We start from the raw sequence: 19,370 nt of genomic DNA on the forward strand, positions 1-19,370 counted from the left end.
AGGATTCGGATCTTCTGATTACGTACAGAAAATGCAAATGAACGTAGTACAATGTATTCTAGCAAAAAGTGTTCTATCTACAACATATCCACATATTAATAGAGTAGATATTAAAAAAAGAGGTGTTAGTAGGTGGAAGCATTAGTACGTTGTGCCCGAATGAAAGATAAGGATAAGTTAGTAGCATTTCTAGAAAAGGCGAACCTTGGAACAGAAGGGGTCGAAGCAGCGATCGATTACTTTTTAATTCTGGAAGATGAGGATGAACGAATCCTGGCAACAATAGGGATAGAGCCGTTAGGGGCATATGGCTTACTACGTTCTTTAGCAATGACGCAAAAACTTAGTGAAAATGATTTACTTTTTCTTCTTGAACAAATGCTTAAGCTTGCCCGGGAAAAAAAGTTTGAAAGTCTATATCTTGCAACAAACAAACGCTCTGCGCTATCGTTATTTTCAGTATTGGGTTTTGACAGAGAAGATAAAGAGAATTTGCCTAAAGGATTATTTGCTTCAGAGCATGTGAAACATATTATGAATGTGGACAATTCGTTATTTATGTGTTTAAAACTTGAATAATGTGGATATATCCACAAAGTTATCCACTTTTCAAACAGTTTTATCCACAATTTGTGGATAAAACTTGAGAATCATATCCCCTTCTCTTATACTTTTTTACGTGATAAAGTAGGAAAGTACCGTTTAGATGGAAGGAAAAAGAAGGTGGAAGATTATGGATACATTATACTTGAAAGTGGATAAAAATGTGGATAATCTGTCAACATATCCACAAATAATAGATGCTGCAGATAGATTAGCGAAAAATGAGGTTGTCGCCTTTCCGACGGAAACCGTTTATGGTTTGGGTGGAAACGCAAAGTCAGATGCTGCGGTGAGGAAGATTTTTGCAGCAAAAGGAAGACCGAGTGATAATCCGTTAATTATTCATATAAGTGAATTTCAGCAAATTGAGGAGTTTGTTGCGGACATTCCGCAGACGGCGAAGCTTTTAATGGAAAAGTTTTGGCCAGGTCCTTTAACGATTATTTTTCAAAAGAAAGCAGGGGTACTGTCTGAACTTGCAACTGCGGGGTTATCCACAGTTGCAATCCGCATGCCTGAACATCCGGTTGCTTTGGCGCTCATTCAAGCGTCAGGTCTCCCCATTGCAGCGCCGAGTGCAAACCGTTCTGGCAGGCCTAGTCCGACAACGGCAGAGCATGTTTGGGAAGACTTAAATGGGAAAGTATCCGCCATTGTGGATGGTGGGCCAACGGGTATTGGAGTGGAATCAACCGTCTTAGATTGCACGGGTGACATTCCACAAATCTTGCGGCCTGGCGGTGTTACAAAGGAACAGCTAGAAGCGGAAATTGGTTTCATCAAGGTTGATCCAGCGTTGACAAATCAGGATAAGGCGCCAAAGTCACCTGGAATGAAATATACCCATTATGCACCTGATGCGCCTCTTTTTTTAGTAAAAGGAAGTCGAGAATATATTCAACAGCTCATCTCTGAAAAGAAACGAGAGGGTCTTAAGGTCGGTGTGCTGACCACGGAAGAGAACCGAGAATATTATGATAGTGACATCGTTCGGGTTTGTGGACAAAGAAGCAGACTAGAGTCTGTAGCGAGTGGATTGTATGATGCGCTTAGAAGCTTCAACAAATCGGAAGTGGACATTATTTTTAGTGAAACCTTCGTTCATGAAGGAGTTGGTGTAGCGATTATGAATCGCCTTTTGAAAGCAGCTGGGCATAAGGTGATCCCGGAAAATTAGAATATTACATTTATGTTACAAAATGATTTCTAGTTCTTGTCCCCTTATGGACATGCATATGCTGAAATAGCAGATCCAAAGGGGGCGCATGGATGTCTGAAATAATTGGAGAAATGATCACACTAATGATAATGGCATTTGCTCTTGGGATGGATGCATTCTCCGTAGGGTTAGGAATGGGAATGATCCCAATAAGATTGAAGCAAATCCTTAAAATCGGGATCACAATCGGCTGTTTCCATGTGCTAATGCCAATGCTGGGAATGGTGGCTGGTCGCTTTCTGTCAAAACAATTTGGAGAGGTTGCAGCCCTGCTTGGCGGGGGGCTATTGCTTCTTTTAGGAGTACAAATGATTTTATCAAGCTTTAAAAAGGAGGAAGAATCACGGTTCACACCCGTTGGTTTAGGGCTCCTTCTTTTTGCGCTAGGGGTGAGTATTGACAGTTTTTCCGTAGGCTTGACCTTAGGAATTTACGGGGCAAAAACGGTGTTAGTTCTTGTTTGTTTTGGGTTGGGAGCATGTATTCTTACATGGCTTGGCTTATTGCTAGGAAGAAAAGTACAAGGCTGGTTGGGAACGTATAGCGAAGCCCTTGGTGGCGGCATTTTGCTTGCGTTTGGAATAAAATTGCTGCTGCTGTAAAATGGCAGCTTTTTTTTATTTTGTTTCAGAGAGATAGAGGATATAATGAGAAATATTAGAAAGGGAAATACAACAGGCTTGAATGGTTTATCTTAATGATGGGAAAGGTTTCATTCAGGACATAAATATTCGACTAGGACTATAGATGGTGTTTTTTTTGTAAAAAAATTCTTCTTTTCTAATAAAAATGTCTTATAATGTAGAAAGAAGGGGGAACCAGGGTGACTCGCATACTATTTGTTTGCACAGGTAATACTTGCAGAAGTCCAATGGCAGAAGCTATTTTAAAAAGTAAAAAAATTCCTGGAATTGAAGTGAAATCTGCTGGAGTATATGCAATGGATGGGGCACCTGCATCATCGCATGTACAAAAAATATTGGAAGAAGAGAGTATTGAGCACGTTCACCAGTCGTCTATGCTTACGAAGGGGTTAGTGGATTGGGCTTCTTATATATTCACGATGACGGAAAGCCATAAGCGAACTGTTCTCTCTATGTTTCCAAACTCTGAGGGGAAAGTATTTACTTTAAAGGAATTTGCAGGTGAAAAAATAAATAGTGATATTCACGATCCATTTGGTGGCTCCTTAGAAACATATAGAAAGACCTATATTGACATCAGTGAGAATATAAAGAAAATAATCGAGAAATTAATGGTCTCGGAGACATTTAGGGAGGAAGAAGATGGAGGAGAAAAAGAAATATAAGTTTGGCCTAAGAAAAAAATTGGTCTTATTTATTACGACGCTTGCACTCATTACTTATACAACGAGTGGACTATTTATTTACTTTTTATATCCAATTATTCAAGATATGCTGCCATTCGGAGAAATTACATTCACGATTATTACATTAAGCTTAGGGATTATTTGGTCTGGTATCTTGGCTTTTCTAGCAGCCGGATTTATTATTAAACCGTTGCAAAAATTGGAAAAGGTTGCGTTGAAGGCGGCCCATGGCGATATCTCCGTTGATGTTGAACTTTCAAAATCCGATGATGAGATTCGTGCTCTAGGAGTTGCTTTCAATCACATGCTTTTCAACCTGAAAGAAATGGTGCAAAAAATTGATGAAAACTTCCAAGCGACGAATGAAAAAGTAATCTCCATTTCCCGTGAATCCTCTGCTGCTGCTGAACAAGCAGAAGCGATTGCAAGAACGATTAGCGAAATTTCGATGGGAGCAGATAATTCAGCAGTGTCGATTCAAGCAACAGCAGAGTCTGTTGAAGATGTAATCCGCATTGCAGAAGAGGTTCAGGAGACAGCTAAGAGTTCTGGAAATGTTTCGCGCGAACTGGTACAGGATCTTCAAGAATCAAAAGATATTATTCATTCATTAGTATCCGGTATTCAACGTCTTGCAAAGGAAAATGAAGATTCCTTGCAAACGGTTAAACGATTGGAAGATAACGCTGCAAAAGTAGAACAAATTATTCAGCTTGTAGGCGATATTGCAGCTCAAACGAATTTATTAGCGTTGAATGCTTCCATTGAAGCGGCGCGGGCTGGTGAACATGGCAAGGGCTTTGCTGTCGTAGCGGAGGAAGTCCGGACCCTCGCTGACGAAAGTGGAAAAGCCGTGCAGGGTATTTCTGAACTGATTAAAAATATTCAGGAAGAAGTACAAAATGTCGTTCAACAAATTGCCAACCAAGTTGAAGTGGCCAATGCAGAAGCAGAAAAAGGTGCTAAAACAAATAATGTCATTGAGGAAATGACGAAAACAGTCAATGAAATGGCTGAATCGGTCACAGCAATTACAGCATTAGTCGACAAACAAATGGAAAGCATCGTTCATACCTCCACCCAATCGCAAGAAGTGGCCGCAATTGCTGAAGAAACGTCTGCCGGTGCACAAGAGGTTACGACGGCAACAAACCAGCAGGCAGCGGTTATTGAAAATGTTGAAAAGCTTGCCTCCGAATTAAAAGGACAAGCTGAAGCGTTAAAAAATACAATTACTCGTTTTAAGCTATAAATGATGTGTTTACGGCTCCGATTATCGGAGCCTTTTTTAGGTTGGTGCAATTTAGATGTTTTGCCGATATATTGATTTTTTCGCTGATATATTCCGATTTTCGCCGATATATCCATTTAAGCCGTCATTAGTTTCAAGGTTTGAGGTACTTTCTGCCTTTATTAGTGCTTTTTGTTGGTAGGTTCAAAGACTTTAATCGTCTTTTTGCAGTATCCTTGGACTGCAAATGCACAAAATCTTGAAATTGTTTATTGGTTATGGACGCACCGAACAAAATGGATATTTAAGTTAAAGCCAAAGTATAAATCAGTTCTTGGGCGAAAACAGTAAGTAAGTGACGAGCTTCATTGTTAAAAATAGCGGATTGTGTCAAAATATAATCGATATTAATTTCGGAAACAATGCGCATGGGAGGAAAACAGATATGAAGGTTGCAATTGCATCAGATCACGGCGGAATGAATATCCGCCAAGAGTTAAAGCAATTAATGGATGAGATGGGTATTCAATATGAAGATTTTGGCTGCGAATGCGAAACATCTGTTGACTATCCGGATTATGCCTTGCCAGTTGCTGAAAAAGTGGCTTCTGGTGAATTTGATCGAGGCATCTTAATTTGTGGAACAGGAATTGGCATGAGCATTGCAGCAAATAAGGTAAAAGGCATTCGCTGCGCACTTGTCCACGATGTGTTTAGTGCGAAGGCAACTCGAGAGCATAATAATAGTAATATTTTGGCGATGGGAGAGCGCGTTATTGGACCAGGATTGGCTCGTGAAATTGCCAAGGTGTGGTTGTCCACTCATTATGAAGGTGGCCGCCATGAAAAACGTGTCGGGAAAATTACAGCCTACGAGGACCAACTTTAAGTTTCCTAAAAAGGAGGTATGGGCATGGTAATGGAATTATCGCAATGGGAAAAGCAGCTAGAAACCATTTTACGAGAATTTAAAGAGCAGACAACGATAGCGAAAGGTCATCTTTTCGTGATTGGCTGCAGTACAAGTGAAGTAGTCGGTCGAAAAATTGGTACTGCTGGGACAATCGAAGTTGCGGAAATGATTTTTCGAAAAGTGAAAGAATTCGCTGATGAAACCGGGGTTCAGCTTGCTTTCCAATGTTGTGAACATTTGAATCGGGCGCTCGTTGTTGAGCGAAAGACGTCAGACAGTCGAAGGCTTGAGGAAGTAACCGTGATTCCTGTTCGTAATGCAGGTGGTGCAATGGCAACCTATGCTTATCATCATTTTGCTGATCCGGTTTTAGTTGAACACATCCGTGCAGAAGCAGGGATAGATATCGGCGATACACTGATTGGTATGCATATTAAACATGTTGCTGTTCCTGTCCGTGTCTCATTAAAAACGCTTGGAAACGCTCATATTACATTGGCAACGAGTCGTCCGAAGCTAATTGGTGGTGCTCGTGCGGTATATGAACGAACAACTGAAAACAAATCATGTTAAAAACCTCTAAAAAAATTTGCATACATCTACATTTTTTTGCTTCTACTATTCGGTAGAAGCTTTTTTTATTTTTAGTGTAACTTTAAAGTAAGAGAGACGTGTACCTTACGGATTACTTTTTAAAGGGGAAAAAGCATGCGCACTCGAAAAAATGAACTTGAAATTTTATACAGGCAATATGCGAAATCCCTGTACTTTTTTTTATTAAAAATGTCGGGCTCGAAAGAACTGGCAGAGGATTTAACACAGGAAACCTTCGTGCGAGCAACGATTTCTCTGTCAGAGTATAATCGCGAGGACGTCCGAGCGTGGTTATTTAAAGTGGCGAGAAACGTCTATATAGATGAGTGGAGAAAGCGGCAGAGAAGAAAGAAAATTCCCTTTGCAGAAATTTTTACAAAAGAAAATGAGATCCTCAGCCCTTATGGATTGCCTGAGGAAGAAGCATTAAAGATGGAGGAAAGGGAAGATCTACATACTTTCTTGAAATTTTTGCCAGAGCAATATAGAACAACTTTATATTTAAGAGAATTTGAATCATTTAGCTATAAAGAAATCGCCGAGGCACTTGATTTGACGGAAAGTCAAGTAAAAGTGACCATTCACAGGGCGCGAAAGAAATTATTACAATTAGCGAAAGAGAATAATTGGAGGGAAGAACGTGAATGAGTGGAATAAGGAGAAGGAGAAAAAAATTTTATTAAAGTATCGCTTTATGTTAACGATGAAAATTTTGCGCATCTTAATTGTGTTCTTTTTGCTGTACGTGGTCTACATGATGATTGTCTCCATTAGTTATGAATCTCTACATTTGGATAGAAAGCATGCGTATTATAGTAAAGTTGCTTTGGAGTGGACAAATCCAAACATAAATGGGGATATAGACGGATTTGTGGATAGTGAAATTACGCCATTTCTGACGCAAAAGATCTCTTACCCGTTGTTCAAGACGATTGGGAAGGAGGAGAAGCAAGTAGGCGAAATGAACATTCGTAAATCGCTGTTGTTTTCATCGCGGCCGTTGGACAATGTGACGATCCCTGAGGACAATCACTTTTCTTTTTCCTTACCGGAACACCCTAAAACAGGAGACAGGCTAAAGGCTAACGAGGATCCGAGGGTTTGGGATACGTTAGCTAAACTTCATGAAGGAACGGTAGGGGAGCTCGCCTTTTCAACGACTGATTTCATGACAGCTGAAGAACTTATTGATTTGTTAAAACCGTATGATATTGATATATTATGGGCCCCGCTTTATACAGGTGAATTCACCGTTTTTCAACCAGGAGGATGGGGTGGAGGAGAAGAAATCTCAATTATGAGTCCCTTTGGGCTTACGGGAGGACGAGAGATAGATGATGATTATTTATCGGAAGGACAAATAACCGTTATATCAGAGGAACACCTAGAAGAAAATGAAAAAATGATGCTAACCAATATGAAAAACCTCCTCACCAAAGAGCCGAAGAGATACTATGAAGGGTTTTTAGGGCTGGACTATCTTAAAGAGCGCTATGATTATTTGCGGGAGAATGGATTTATCGTCTATGGAGCAGTAGTGACCGGTCCGGTAAAAGAACTGCTGAAGCTTCAGGATGTACCCGAAATACGAGGGGAAAGGCTTGGAGAGCTCGAGTATTGGAATTGGGAGGAATAACGAACATTTTTATTATAACCATATAATATTATTCGGATTTTATTCGTAAATCATCTTGCGTATTTTTCTATTAACGATTAAAATGGGAAGCATGTGGCAGGAGAAATAAAACATATGAGGGGGATTATGATGAAGCATTTGGCACAGCAGGATGAGCAAGTATTTCAAGCGATTCAAAAAGAATTAGGTCGACAACTTACAAAAATCGAACTTATTGCATCTGAAAACTTTGTGAGTGAAGCAGTGATGGAAGCGCAAGGTTCTGTATTAACAAATAAATATGCAGAAGGTTACCCTGGCAGACGTTATTACGGTGGCTGTGAATATGTGGATATAGCCGAGGATTTAGCCCGTGATCGTGCAAAGCAAATTTTCGGTGCAGAGCATGTAAATGTTCAACCTCACTCAGGTGCTCAAGCAAATATGGCTGTTTATTTCACGATCCTAGAGCAAGGGGACACAGTGTTGGGAATGAACCTTTCCCATGGTGGCCATTTAACACACGGAAGCCCTGTTAATTTTTCTGGTATTCAATACAATTTTGTCGAGTACGGTGTAGATGAAGTTTCTCACACCATCAATTATGATGATGTGTTAGAAAAAGCACGGACACATAAGCCGAAGCTGATTGTTGCTGGTGCAAGTGCATACCCTCGTGTGATCGATTTCAAACGCTTCAGAGAAATCGCGGATGAAGTGGGTGCATACTTAATGGTGGATATGGCTCATATTGCAGGACTTGTCGCTGCTGGTCTCCATCCAAACCCAGTTCCTTATGCTGACTTTGTTACAACAACAACGCATAAAACCCTTCGCGGTCCTCGCGGGGGCATGATTCTTTGCAAAGAAGAATTTGCGAAAAAGATTGATAAATCGATTTTTCCGGGAATTCAAGGCGGTCCACTTATGCACGTAATCGCTGCGAAAGCAGTGGCATTTGGGGAGGCACTACAAGATTCCTTTAAGGATTATGCAGCGAATATTATTGCCAATGCTAAGCATTTAGCAGAAGAACTGCAAAAGCAAGGGCTCAACCTTGTTTCTGGGGGAACGGACAACCATCTTCTATTAGTGGATGTACGTTCACTAGGTCTTACTGGTAAAGTCGCTGAAAAGGTTCTCGATGAAGTTGGAATCACTGTTAATAAAAATACCATTCCCTATGATCCGGAAAGCCCGTTTGTAACAAGTGGCGTTCGAATTGGAACGGCTGCCGTTACCTCTCGCGGTTTTGGTAAAGCAGAGATGGAAGAAATCGCCTCCATCATCGGTTTTACATTGAAAAATCACGAAGATGAAGGAAAGCTTGAAGAGGCGAAACAACGAGTGGAAGCCTTAACAGGTAGATTTCCGTTATATCAACAACAATAATTATGGAAGAAGAGCGAAGTTCTGTTGCTGGAATTTCGCTCTTTTATTTTTTGGGACATTTGATTTGCAGTTAGTGTATTGGGCAAGTTAGCATCCGTAATCTTGTGTGGGCACAAAGAGAGGCCTCTTGATTCATCCTTGCAGAAACGTGTCTTTTCTCCGAAACAGGAGAAAAACTGGAAGTAAATAGTAACTTAAATATTCACTCCTTCGTCTAAATTAATATAAGTCAATAGAATCGAGGGAGATAATGATGAAATGGAAATGGAGCGCCTCTCTCCTTATCATTCTGTTTTTAACTGCATGTGGTACAGCGTCCACGCAGCCGAAAGAGGATGGAGGGCAGTTGAAAAGTCAATCGCAAAATCCTGAAAACAACTCAGGCTGGGAAACGATTGAAGTGGTGAATAATCGAAGTATTATTGCAAAACTAGATCAAACGACAAATGATACGTCAAAGCGAGATAAGGTAGTAGAAGAAATAAAGAAAAGGGAAGAGTTTACGAACGAGCCATCTGATGAATCGGCGAAAGAAAAGCTCGTTGAGATGTCAGCTGTTCAAGAAGTCGAGGCAATGACTGTTCTGCCCTTATTAGAAGAAATATATGGTGGAAATGCAGAATTTGAAAAAAATGGTGTAGTTTTCTTTGGAAATGAAGCAACAGGTGTTGAGCCAAACGGTATTTGGATTGGGATAAAACAAGCGGATGACAAACTTCAACGTTTCGTGGATGCTCTACAAGAAAAAGTAGATAGCGGAGACATACTGGCTAAATATATTTATATTTATTATACTCCACACACGACGGCTGAAAATAATCAGTTAGTGGACGAAGTGTATAAGGCTGTCAACGAAATAGCCAAACAGCATTCAACACCTGAACGTCTTTCTTTAGGTGTGAGCGTCGATGGGAAAACCGGAACTATAGAAATTGAGCATAATTTTTTAACAAAAGAACAACAACAATTATTACGAGAGAAATTTTCTGATAGAGAAACCGTGATTAAACAGGATGGACGTCTAGCTCCAAAAGAAGGTGAACCCGATATTACGTATCCTGAAGAGAAATATACCAATTCGTTAACCAATGATGGTAGTTATTATGTTCTTAGTCTTTCAGCAACAGAAATGCTATTGGTAAGTGCGCCAACTAAGGATTCTACCAATACTGGGGACACAATATACAATGCTATATACTATCAATATCCTGATGCCCAATCGAAATTAAAAATTGGTCAACGAGTCAAAGTGGAGTCTTCGGGACCAATAATGGAATCATACCCAGCTCAAGGAACGGCCCTTTATGTAGACGTGCTTCCTGAATACAAACCAGACGATGCAACTCTATCCGAATCGCAGGTTATTCGAAAGCTTCTCAGTCGAATAGGGCAAGCTGCCGTTGTAGAAATACGAGAGATTTCCTATAATAAGAATCAAGATGAATGGACTATTAACTACCAACTGAATGATGAGATTCTTGAAATCACCCTCGAAGATACACTTGAATAAGAATTTTAGAAAGCGTTTGGTTTCCAGACGTTTTCTTTATCCCGCATGGTAATATGGGAAGATGTCATTTCTTTAACAATTTAGGATAGGAGTTGCTCTTGGATCTCTTTTTCTGTAAAATTAGACGAAGTGTGAATAGAAAAGGAGAGTGTAGCATGGCAAAAGTATACGTTTTTGACCACCCCTTAATCCAACATAAACTTACATACATCCGTGAAAAGGACACTGGAACAAAGGAATTTCGTGAACTAGTTGATGAAGTGGCAACGTTAATGGCTTTCGAAATTACACGTGACATGCCCTTGGAGGAAATTGAAATTCAAACACCAGTCAGCACTATGAAATCAAAGGTATTGGCAGGGAAAAAAATTGGTGTCATTCCAATTTTACGTGCTGGAATTGGAATGGTCGATGGTGTACTTAAGCTTATTCCTGCAGCAAAAGTTGGCCATATTGGACTTTATCGGGACCCGAAAACGTTAAAGCCAGTTGAATACTATGTGAAGCTACCAAGCGATGTCGAAGAGAGAGATTTCATTGTGGTTGACCCAATGCTTGCAACAGGTGGTTCGGCGATCGAGGCAATTAACTCTTTGAAGAAACGCGGAGCTAAAAATATTAAATTTATGTGTCTAATCGCTGCTCCAGAAGGGGTCGAAGCCGTCAAAGAAGCTCATTCTGATGTAGATATTTATATTGCGGCATTGGATGAAAAGCTCAACGAAAAGGGCTATATCGTCCCAGGTTTAGGAGACGCAGGAGATCGTTTATTTGGTACGAAGTAAGGCGATAGGGGCATGAATGAGAAGGAAAGAGAGTGTGCATAATGGACAAGCCGATTAAAGTAATGACGATTTTTGGGACCAGACCTGAGGCAATTAAGATGGCCCCATTGGTTTTAGAGCTGCAAAAATACCCAGAGTACTTTGAATCGATTGTGACGGTTACTGCTCAACATCGTCAAATGCTAGATCAAGTGCTGGCGATTTTTGGCATAACTCCTGACTATGATTTAAATATTATGAAGGACCGCCAAACGCTGATTGACGTAACCACTCGAGGCTTAGAAGGTCTAGATAAAGTTATGAAAGAAGTGAAGCCGGATATTGTCCTGGTTCATGGCGATACAACGACTACCTTCGTAGCTAGCTTGGCAGCCTTCTACAATCAGATCGTTGTTGGTCATGTGGAGGCGGGGTTAAGAACGTGGAATAAATATTCTCCTTTTCCAGAGGAAATGAATCGGCAGTTAACAGGTGTAATGGCGGATCTGCATTTTTCACCAACATCTAAATCTGCTGAAAATTTACGCCGGGAAAACAAGCAAGAAGAGAGTATTTTCATTACAGGAAACACAGCGATCGATGCTTTAAAGACAACGGTAAAAGAAGAGTATCATCATGAAGTGCTGTCAAGTCTTGGCAGCGATCGACTTATTCTTTTAACAGCCCATCGCCGTGAAAATTTAGGTGAGCCGATGCGCAATATGTTCCGTGCTGTCAAACGCATTGTCGACGAGCAAAAGGATGTTCAAGTTGTCTACCCAGTCCATTTGAATCCTGTTGTCCGCGAGTTGGCGGCTGAGATTTTGGGAGATGATCCGCGCATTCGTCTAATCGAACCTCTCGATGTCATTGATTTTCACAATGTAGCTGCCCGTGCCCATCTAATTTTAACAGATTCAGGCGGGGTCCAGGAAGAAGCCCCATCTTTGGGCGTACCTGTATTAGTGCTTCGTGATACGACCGAAAGACCAGAGGGAATTGAAGCAGGCACATTAAAGCTTGCAGGCGTTGATGAAGAAACGATCTACTCTCTCGCCACTGAACTTTTAACCGATGCTACGGCATATGAAAAAATGGCAAAAGCAACAAACCCATACGGTGACGGCGAAGCCTCCCGCAGAATATGCGAGGCGATTCGCTATTATTTCGACAAAACGAATGCACGACCTGAACCATATAATCCATTAGACAAGTAAAAGGAACACACCTTCAATTTGAAGGTGTGTTTTATCTCTGAAAATTAGTATCTAAAATTTTCGAGTCTACGCAAATCCGCAATCAACTACAACTAACCCGCAATCCTGTTCGATTTACCCGAAATAATCTCAAAATGCCCGCAATCATGGCCAAAAGACCCGCAATCACCCACGGATCACCCGCAATCCTTACCGCTGGTACCTATTAAACAAGTTAAATTGACTCCTAATTCGTAAACTGTTCACAGAAATTAAACAGGAGAATCTGGATATGAAGCGAATTTCATTATTAATCTAATAATAAGGAGTGAAAGACCCATTATGATATTAAAAGAAAGAGATAAACCCTTTAGAATTATGCAAAATGATGTACTTCTTCGTAGGTTACCTAAAGACCATCCGAAAATTCAATCTATCTTAGATGATCAAGCAAAGCGGAAAGCGGGTTTACGTGGTGAGCAAAATGTATCCTACCACCTTACGTTTCTACCAGAAAAGTATGATGTTATCCATGATATCCGCCTCAAAATTAAATCAGGACAAACGTTTCAGATTGATAGCTTGGTCGTATCCCCTTACTTTTTCCTCAGCCTTGAAACCAAAAATATGATAGGAACCTTATATTTTGATAAACATTCGAAACAATTCACGAGAACATTTAATGGGGTTGAAGAAGGCTTTCCTAATCCGATCATTCAAGCGGAAAGGCACAAAATACAATTAAATAAATGGATTCTTGAGCGTAAACTTCCAATCCTTCCGCTCGAATGCTATGCAGTCATTAGCAACCCCTCAACAATAATTAAATCCAATAATCCAGAAATTTTTAAGAAAGTATTCCATGCTGAGCACCTGCCAAGCAAAATAAAACCATTTGAAAATTTGCATAAACAAAAGATTAGTGAAAAAGATTATCGGCGCCTTACTAAGACCATGATTAAAAACCACACTCCATCAAAGCAAGATGTTTTCGAGATATATAAACTACAAAAATCAGAAGTCAATTCAGGTGTGCAATGCCCGAACTGTAATTTCATTCCGATGAATTATCGTTATGGGACCTGGTCATGTCCATCCTGTGCTACATCTTCAAAAACAGCTTATAAAAAAGCGATAGAAGATTATCTCTATTTGTTTGGGGAAACCATAAATAATCAACAATGTCGTGACTTCCTTCATATGTCGTCTAGGCATGTGGTTCGTGAACTCCTATTAAGAATGGAACTTGAACAATCGGGAACGACCAAAAATGTGATCTATCATTGGTGATCCACAAAGTAGTTACCTAAAATAAGTACTTGAATTTCGCTGAATTACGCAAATCCGCAATAACCTATAAATTACCCGCAATCCTGTTGGATTTACCCGCAATAAATTACAAAAGACCCGCAATCCCCCCTGAAACCCCCGCAATCCTCACCAAAACAACAGCAATCCAACCGTCTAAACAGCACAAGGCCTCTTAACCCAACCACAAAATCCAAACTTTCATGCATACTCCACTCTCAATCAGAACATTCTAGTGAAAAAAGAGGGTGTTTTCATGAAAAAAATCATATTACTTCTACTAATATTTCTTTTCCCCTTAACGACAACTACAAATGCCCAAAATCTTCAGCGCCCTTCTCTCCCAGAGGAATCTCCTCTTACAGAAAAAGTGGCGATTGTCACACTACCCGAAGAAATGACGGAAACTGACATTCGCAACATCATCAACCATTATCCCGACTTAGAACTAAGACATATTTTCAAACATGCACTAAACGGTTTTTCGGTAAAAGGCAGCAAAGAAACGCTCGCACAGCTAGCACAATCGAACAAAGTAGAACTTGTATCCCCAGTTAAAACATATAAAGCACAGCTTGAGAATATTGATATTATTGGAGGGCAAACCGTTCGAGGGGTATTCGATGAGCATAACAACAGGCTGACAGGAAAAGGAGTGACCGTTGGTGTCATTGATACAGGTATCGATTATCACCATCCGGATTTAAGCAGGAGCTATAAAAGCGGACATGACCTCGTCGATGGGGATGAGGACCCGATGGAGTCAGAGGCAGAAGATGGTCCAGTGACATTGCATGGCACCCATGTAGCAGGGATTATTGCAGCAAATGGACGAATTAACGGAGTTGCGCCTGATGCGAGCGTCATTGCCTATCGAGCGCTCGGTCCTGGCGGTTCGGGGACGACGGAGCAAGTGTTGGCTGCGATTGAAGAAGCGATAAAAGATAAGGTAGATGTTCTTAATCTCTCACTTGGAAATGAAATTAACGGTCCTGATTTGCCGATAAGCCTTGCTTTAAATAAAGCAGCGGAAAAAGGGATAGTACCAGTTACGTCATCGGGAAATTCCGGTCCGAATATGTGGACAGTTGGGTCTCCGGGGACTGCGACGAAGGCGATTTCTGTAGGAGCGTCAACTCCGCCGTTGAAAATTCCGTACCTTCAGGTGGAAGGACTTGACGGAAAAATCAGACTGGAGCCCATGCAAGGATCAAAGCAATGGAAGTTCGACCGTTCTTATCCGTTAGCGCTCGGAGGTTTAGGGAAAAGGGAAGAGTTAACAGCGGTTAATGGGAAAATAGCCTTGGTAGAACGAGGAGAATTGACATTTACTGAAAAAGCTTATAATGCCTTGCAAGCAGGAGCAGTGGCGGTCATTATTTATAACCACATTAATGGAAGCTTTATCGGCAATCTCGAGAGCGAGGTGGAGCTCCCGGTCGCAACGATTTCGAAGAAAGACGGGAAAAGGCTCAAGGAGCTTGCGCTGGGTGGAGCTTTTGCAAAAACAGATGTAATCGAAGAAAAGGACTTAATAGCAGATTTTAGTTCCCGTGGTCCGGTCACATCAACATGGGAAATTAAGCCTGATGTGGTCGCTCCTGGAGTGGCAATTATAAGCACGATTCCAGGGGGCTATCTAGCTTTACAGGGGACCAGCATGGCAGCACCACATGTAGCGGGAGCTAGTGCGATACTAAAACAGGCGCATCCAAACTGGACGCCGGAGCAAATCAAAGCCGCTTTAATGAACACGGCAAAACCGCTGGCAAATATGAAGGGGAAGCCATATCGAACGTACGAACAAGGAGCTGGGAGAATTCAACTGGATGAAGCTGTCAAAACACAATCGCTTGTAATTCCTGGCTCACTGAAGTTTGGAAAATTCAAGCTGGCTGAAAATCAGCATAAACATAAGCAATATATAACAGTCGAAAATGTCAGCAACAAAACATTATCATATTCCTTCGTCATCCCTAAAAATGAAGTGGGAATCGAATGGGACCTGCCTCTTTCTTTTACTCTAAAACCAAAGGAAAAAAAGCAGCTAGAAATTAACATGATGGTAGACCCAACTGCATTCTCAAAGAAAATTTATGATGGTCACTTAAGTCTACGTGCGGGTTCCCAACAGATTCAAATTCCTTATTTGTATGTACTAGAAGAACCGAACTATCCACGTGTAATGGGATTTGATTTTGGTGTGGGAGATAAGGAAGGAATATATCAATATGAGGTGTATTTGCCTGGAGGGGCAGAAGAATTTGGCATTGCTTTATTTGATCCAGATACGTATCAATTTATTGGATTTTTGGATGCAAAAAGAAAGGTAGGAAAAGGTTTATTAAAGGAAGAGATAAAAGTGGAGGATCTACCAGAAGAAGGACTTTATCTTGCGCAGGTATTTGCGAAAAAATCAGGTCAAGAAGATATGATTGAAACCACTCTTTTTATTGAAAAATGATATGTGGAACAAGTAGGGAGAAAGAATGCAATATCTATCGAAAAGTATTTTTGAAAATTTTGTGAACATGCATAAATTTGCCACTCGAATGTGTGTTTTTTTTCCCTACAAACCAATTGACATTAAATAGTCGCTATTGTATGCTTACAAAGGGTATAAATGATAAGGTTTTCAACACACGCATAGAAGAAAGTTTTTAACCTTTTGATTTTATATGAAATCACCTGACAGCCTTCCTACCGTTCTCTTTAATAATAGAGAGGATGCGTTACTATGAAACAAAGCAACCGCCACCCGTTTCAAGCGATGGCGTTAATGTCCGCGATTCTTTCTCAATTAGTCGGTTCAGTTCTGATTGGTATCTTCACAGGTAGATGGATCGACAGCCGAATAGAGACCGAGCCTCTTTTTTTGATCATAGGCTTATTCATCGGTCTAACTGTCGGGGTATATTCTACGATTCGCTTAATCCAACATTTTTTTTCGGGAGAATAGATAATGCAGGATATTAAAACAACATACATGAGGCAACGAAGGAGCTTATTTTTTTTGTTATCCTTCTATGTACTTGGTTGGGGTTTTACAGACTATAAGCCAATATTTCTTGGGCTGATTTTAGGTACAGCCTTGAGTCTGTTTAATTTGTGGCTCTTGGCCAAACGAATGGAAAGGTTCGGAGAGGCTGTTGTAAGAGGAGAAAGAGTTCGTTCCCTCGGAATGTTTTCAAGAATGGCAACAGCCGTCTTAGCAGTAATGATAGCCTTGAAGTATCCAGAAATGTTTCATTTTTATAGTGTGATATTTGGATTAATGACATCTTATATAGTCATTATGATAGATTTTCTTTTTACAAAATTTTTACTTTCTAAATAGAGAAAAGAGAGGTGATAACTGTTGAATCATGAATCTCCAATGATTAATATAATGGGCTTATGGTTTAATCTATCAAACGTACTCATGATTACGGTTGCGAGTATCATTGTATTAATTATTGCAGTAGTTTGCACACGCAACCTTTCTATGAAACCAACTGGGAAACAAAACTTCATGGAATGGGTAATGGATTTTGTAAGGAATATCATCAATAGCTCTATGGATTGGAAAACTGGTGGTAGATTTCATGTTCTAGGGGTAACCCTTATTATGTTTATTTTTGTTTCCAATATGCTAGGTTTACCATTTGCAATTATAGTAGACCACACATTATGGTGGAAATCGCCAACTGCAGATCCCGTCGTTACACTTACATTAGCGGCGATGGTCGTGGCTTTATCACACTATTACGGCATACAACTTAAAGGTGCAAAAGAATATGGGCGCTCTTACTTCCAGCCAGTAGGTTTTATATTTCCACTTAAAATAATCGAGGAATTCTCTAATACGCTTACACTCGGTCTTCGTCTCTATGGAAATATTTACGCAGGTGAAATTTTATTATCTTTACTAGCAGGTTTAGCCACATCAAGTTTTATCGGTGTACTAGCGGCAGCTCCGCTTACCATCGTATGGCAAGGTTTCTCAGTCTTTATCGGATCCATTCAAGCATTTATTTTCACTTTATTGTCAATGGTCTATATTTCTCACAAAGTAAGTCATGACCATTAATAATATAGGTTCAATATAAATTGAACTAAAACTTTAATAACTTTAACTATCAAGGAGGAAAAATAATGGGTGCAATAGCAGCAGCAATCGCAATTGGTTTAGCAGCATTAGGAGCAGGTTTAGGAAATGGTTTGATCGTATCTCGTACAGTTGAAGGGATCGCACGTCAACCTGAAGCACGTGGAATGTTACAAACAACAATGTTTATCGGGGTAGCATTCGTTGAGGCGATTCCTATTATGGCCGTTGTTATCGCGTTTATGGCTATAGGTCAATAATAGGGTATATAGTTTTAGCAAATGGCGAAGATGATCTATATTAGGAGCTTCGCCTTTCCTTTATCTTATATCTTAAATTAAAACTGTCTGAATCGATTTCATAATGGGTTGCCACCAGTTATAAATCTACGTTTTTTACTAATTTGAAAGACGTTCGTTATTTAACTTAATGTGCGCAATAATGAAATTGACTCATCCTTATATCAATTTTAAATCTTTTCCTTAATGTTTCAGTGTTTTCTGAAGGGAGTGAATCAAGCGTGTTGTTAAGTAATACTTTTGTTTTAGGCGCATCTGCGGGTGTTTTTAATAGTGGAGATATACTATTTACAATCGCAATGTTTGCGATATTGCTTTTTTTAGTGAAAAAGCTTGCATGGGGTCCATTAATGGGCATCATGAAACAGCGTGAAGAACATATTGCTAATGAAATAGATTCGGCTGAACAAAGTCGTGCCGAAGCGAAGAAGTTATTGGAAGAGCAGCGCAATCTTTTAAAGGAAGCGCGTACAGAGGCACAAATCTTAATTGAAAATGCGAAAAAGCAAGGGGATCTTCAACGTGAAGAAATTATTACGTTGGCTCGAACTGAAGCTGATCGCATGAAAGAATCAGCCAAGCTTGAAATTGAACAGCAGAAGGAACAAGCTGTTTCAGCAATCCGTGATCAAGTTGCTTCCTTATCTGTTTTAATCGCTTCTAAAGTGATTGAAAAAGAACTTTCTGTCGAAGACCAAGAAAAGTTGATTAATGAATATATTCAAGAAGGCGGGAGATAAAGATGAGTAGCTCAAGTGTAGCAAAACGCTATGCAACAGCTCTTTTCCAGCTTTCCAAAGAACATCAACTTCTTGACCAGATGGAAGCAGAGCTTCGTGTAGTAAAAGAGGTAGTAGCAGATAATGCCGAGTTGCATGCTGTGTTGAAATCTCCCAAGCTTCCAATTGAACAGAAGAAAGAGATTTTAAAAACGGCATTCTCTAAAATGAACACATTCGTGTTAAATACACTTATGCTATTAATTGAACGTCATCGTGAAGATGAAATTGCAGCGATAGCCGATGAATTTATTCAATTGGCAAATGAAGAAAGAGGGATTGCAGAGGCTAAGGTTTTTACAACTCGCCCTTTAACAGAGGCGGAACGTGCAGCTTTGTCTTCGACCTTTGCAAAAAAAGTAGGCAAATCAGCTCTTCGTATTAATAATATTGTCGATTCTAATTTGCTTGGTGGAGTTAAAATCCGCATTGGGAATCGTATATTTGATGGCAGCTTAAGCGGTAAACTTGAGCGCTTGGAACGTAAACTTTTAGGTTAATAACCTATTGTTATTAGAACCGTATTGCGT

Annotated in this window: 21 protein-coding genes; all 21 read left to right on the forward strand. The window is 40.2% G+C overall.

Annotated features, from left to right (window positions below; genetic code table 11):
• Nucleotides 1-132: 132 nt before the first annotated feature.
• The 21 genes from FCJ93_RS08785 (at nucleotide 133) to FCJ93_RS08890 (ending at nucleotide 19,340) form a co-directional block, all read left to right on the forward strand.
• Entirely contained in the window at nucleotides 133-579 is a 447-nt protein-coding gene (locus FCJ93_RS08785) for a GNAT family N-acetyltransferase (RefSeq protein WP_095312101.1), read from the forward strand.
• A gap of 154 nt (nucleotides 580-733) precedes the next feature.
• Nucleotides 734-1,780, forward strand: coding sequence for an L-threonylcarbamoyladenylate synthase (locus FCJ93_RS08790; RefSeq protein ID WP_095312099.1), 1,047 nt, complete (start codon nucleotides 734-736; stop codon nucleotides 1,778-1,780).
• Nucleotides 1,781-1,872: 92 nt separating this feature from the next.
• Nucleotides 1,873-2,424, forward strand: a complete 552-nt coding sequence (locus FCJ93_RS08795; protein WP_095312097.1) for a manganese efflux pump MntP — start codon at nucleotides 1,873-1,875, stop codon at nucleotides 2,422-2,424.
• A 221-nt stretch (nucleotides 2,425-2,645) separates the two neighbouring features.
• Nucleotides 2,646-3,131 (forward strand): low molecular weight protein arginine phosphatase, encoded by a 486-nt coding sequence (locus tag FCJ93_RS08800; RefSeq protein WP_095312095.1) that lies wholly within the window; start codon nucleotides 2,646-2,648, stop codon nucleotides 3,129-3,131.
• Nucleotides 3,109-4,404 carry a methyl-accepting chemotaxis protein gene (locus FCJ93_RS08805; protein ID WP_095312093.1) on the forward strand — a complete coding sequence of 432 codons (1,296 nt, stop codon included), beginning with the start codon at nucleotides 3,109-3,111 and terminating at the stop codon, nucleotides 4,402-4,404. Before FCJ93_RS08800 ends, FCJ93_RS08805 begins: the two co-directional genes overlap by 23 nt.
• Before the next feature lie 424 nt (nucleotides 4,405-4,828).
• Nucleotides 4,829-5,272, forward strand: coding sequence for a ribose 5-phosphate isomerase B (rpiB, locus tag FCJ93_RS08815; RefSeq protein ID WP_095312092.1), 444 nt, complete (start codon nucleotides 4,829-4,831; stop codon nucleotides 5,270-5,272).
• 24 nt (nucleotides 5,273-5,296) lie between these two features.
• Nucleotides 5,297-5,869 carry a TIGR01440 family protein gene (locus tag FCJ93_RS08820; protein ID WP_095312090.1) on the forward strand — a complete coding sequence of 191 codons (573 nt, stop codon included), beginning with the start codon at nucleotides 5,297-5,299 and terminating at the stop codon, nucleotides 5,867-5,869.
• A gap of 135 nt (nucleotides 5,870-6,004) precedes the next feature.
• Nucleotides 6,005-6,538 carry a sigma-70 family RNA polymerase sigma factor gene (locus tag FCJ93_RS08825; protein ID WP_095312088.1) on the forward strand — a complete coding sequence of 178 codons (534 nt, stop codon included), beginning with the start codon at nucleotides 6,005-6,007 and terminating at the stop codon, nucleotides 6,536-6,538.
• The gene (locus tag FCJ93_RS08830; RefSeq protein WP_137743467.1) at nucleotides 6,531-7,526 is read left to right on the forward strand and encodes an anti-sigma factor; all 996 of its coding nucleotides are present in this window, start codon (nucleotides 6,531-6,533) and stop codon (nucleotides 7,524-7,526) included. The genes FCJ93_RS08825 and FCJ93_RS08830 overlap by 8 nt, the downstream gene beginning before the upstream one ends.
• 129 nt (nucleotides 7,527-7,655) lie before the next feature.
• Nucleotides 7,656-8,897: a serine hydroxymethyltransferase gene (gene glyA / locus FCJ93_RS08835; protein ID WP_137743468.1), complete on the forward strand. Its 1,242-nt coding sequence runs from the start codon at nucleotides 7,656-7,658 to the stop codon at nucleotides 8,895-8,897.
• A gap of 253 nt (nucleotides 8,898-9,150) precedes the next feature.
• Nucleotides 9,151-10,407, forward strand: a complete 1,257-nt coding sequence (locus tag FCJ93_RS08840; RefSeq protein WP_170211269.1) for a DUF3221 domain-containing protein — start codon at nucleotides 9,151-9,153, stop codon at nucleotides 10,405-10,407.
• Between the two features lie 155 nt (nucleotides 10,408-10,562).
• The gene (gene upp, locus FCJ93_RS08845; protein WP_095312078.1) at nucleotides 10,563-11,192 is read left to right on the forward strand and encodes a uracil phosphoribosyltransferase; all 630 of its coding nucleotides are present in this window, start codon (nucleotides 10,563-10,565) and stop codon (nucleotides 11,190-11,192) included.
• A gap of 41 nt (nucleotides 11,193-11,233) precedes the next feature.
• Nucleotides 11,234-12,388 (forward strand): non-hydrolyzing UDP-N-acetylglucosamine 2-epimerase, encoded by a 1,155-nt coding sequence (gene wecB / locus FCJ93_RS08850; protein ID WP_095312075.1) that lies wholly within the window; start codon nucleotides 11,234-11,236, stop codon nucleotides 12,386-12,388.
• A 321-nt stretch (nucleotides 12,389-12,709) separates the two neighbouring features.
• Complete coding sequence (locus FCJ93_RS08855) at nucleotides 12,710-13,657, forward strand: nuclease-related domain-containing protein (RefSeq protein WP_095312073.1); 948 nt, start codon at nucleotides 12,710-12,712, stop codon at nucleotides 13,655-13,657.
• A gap of 274 nt (nucleotides 13,658-13,931) precedes the next feature.
• A complete protein-coding gene (locus tag FCJ93_RS08860) occupies nucleotides 13,932-16,139 on the forward strand; it encodes a S8 family serine peptidase (protein WP_137743470.1) in 2,208 nt (735 codons plus the stop codon).
• Nucleotides 16,140-16,412: 273 nt separating this feature from the next.
• A complete protein-coding gene (locus FCJ93_RS08865) occupies nucleotides 16,413-16,634 on the forward strand; it encodes an AtpZ/AtpI family protein (protein WP_095312069.1) in 222 nt (73 codons plus the stop codon).
• 3 nt (nucleotides 16,635-16,637) lie between these two features.
• Nucleotides 16,638-17,012, forward strand: coding sequence for an ATP synthase subunit I (locus FCJ93_RS08870; RefSeq protein ID WP_095312067.1), 375 nt, complete (start codon nucleotides 16,638-16,640; stop codon nucleotides 17,010-17,012).
• Between the two features lie 21 nt (nucleotides 17,013-17,033).
• Complete coding sequence (gene atpB, locus FCJ93_RS08875) at nucleotides 17,034-17,744, forward strand: F0F1 ATP synthase subunit A (RefSeq protein WP_095312065.1); 711 nt, start codon at nucleotides 17,034-17,036, stop codon at nucleotides 17,742-17,744.
• 65 nt (nucleotides 17,745-17,809) lie between these two features.
• On the forward strand, nucleotides 17,810-18,022 hold the full coding sequence (gene atpE, locus FCJ93_RS08880) for a F0F1 ATP synthase subunit C (RefSeq protein WP_095312064.1): 213 nt from the start codon (nucleotides 17,810-17,812) through the stop codon (nucleotides 18,020-18,022).
• Nucleotides 18,023-18,285: 263 nt separating this feature from the next.
• Nucleotides 18,286-18,801, forward strand: a complete 516-nt coding sequence (locus FCJ93_RS08885; protein WP_137743576.1) for a F0F1 ATP synthase subunit B — start codon at nucleotides 18,286-18,288, stop codon at nucleotides 18,799-18,801.
• A 2-nt stretch (nucleotides 18,802-18,803) separates the two neighbouring features.
• Nucleotides 18,804-19,340: a F0F1 ATP synthase subunit delta gene (locus FCJ93_RS08890; protein WP_095312062.1), complete on the forward strand. Its 537-nt coding sequence runs from the start codon at nucleotides 18,804-18,806 to the stop codon at nucleotides 19,338-19,340.
• Nucleotides 19,341-19,370: the final 30 nt, after the last annotated feature.

The sequence above is a fragment of the Robertmurraya siralis genome, from assembly GCF_005502275.1.
Classification (GTDB): Bacteria; Bacillota; Bacilli; order Bacillales; family Cytobacillaceae; genus Robertmurraya; species Robertmurraya siralis.